This window comes from Corynebacterium sp. HMSC078H07 (genome assembly GCF_001812805.1).
Classification (GTDB): domain Bacteria; phylum Actinomycetota; class Actinomycetes; order Mycobacteriales; family Mycobacteriaceae; genus Corynebacterium.
Genome location: NZ_KV810435.1, coordinates 1 through 450, shown reverse-complemented (window position 1 = coordinate 450; position 450 = coordinate 1). Strand labels below are relative to the sequence as shown.

1 protein-coding gene is annotated in these 450 nt (G+C 52.0%); it reads left to right on the top strand.

The features are described 5' to 3' along the window. The coding region (locus HMPREF2875_RS00320; protein ID WP_141754539.1) for a DDE-type integrase/transposase/recombinase at nt 1–450 on the top strand (450 nt) is incomplete at both ends.

Below are 450 nucleotides of genomic sequence, written 5' to 3'. Positions count from 1 at the left end.
ATGAGCACGGGCTTTATGGTGCTAAACGCATCGCCGCAAGCCTCAAGGAGGACACGACGTATACCCCGATCAATCACAAGAAAGTTGCACGCATCATGAAATCCATGGGGTTAAAAGGCTTTAGCAAACGGCGTCGATGCATTACTACCAGGCGTAAGCCTGGTCACCGTGTCATGCCAGATCTAGTAGGCCGCAAGTTCACAGCTGGCGAGCCAAATCGTGTGTATGTCGGTGACATTACTTACCTGCCGTGTAGGGGAGGCAAAAACATGTACCTTGCCACAGTCATTGACACGTATTCACGTAAACTTGCAGGTTATGCACTCGCAGACCACATGCGGGTCTCACTAGTTATCGATGCTCTAGCCCACGCACACGGCGTGCGCGGCAGTCTTGACGGGACTATTTTCCATTCCGATCACGGCAGCGTGTACACCTCACAAGCCTTTA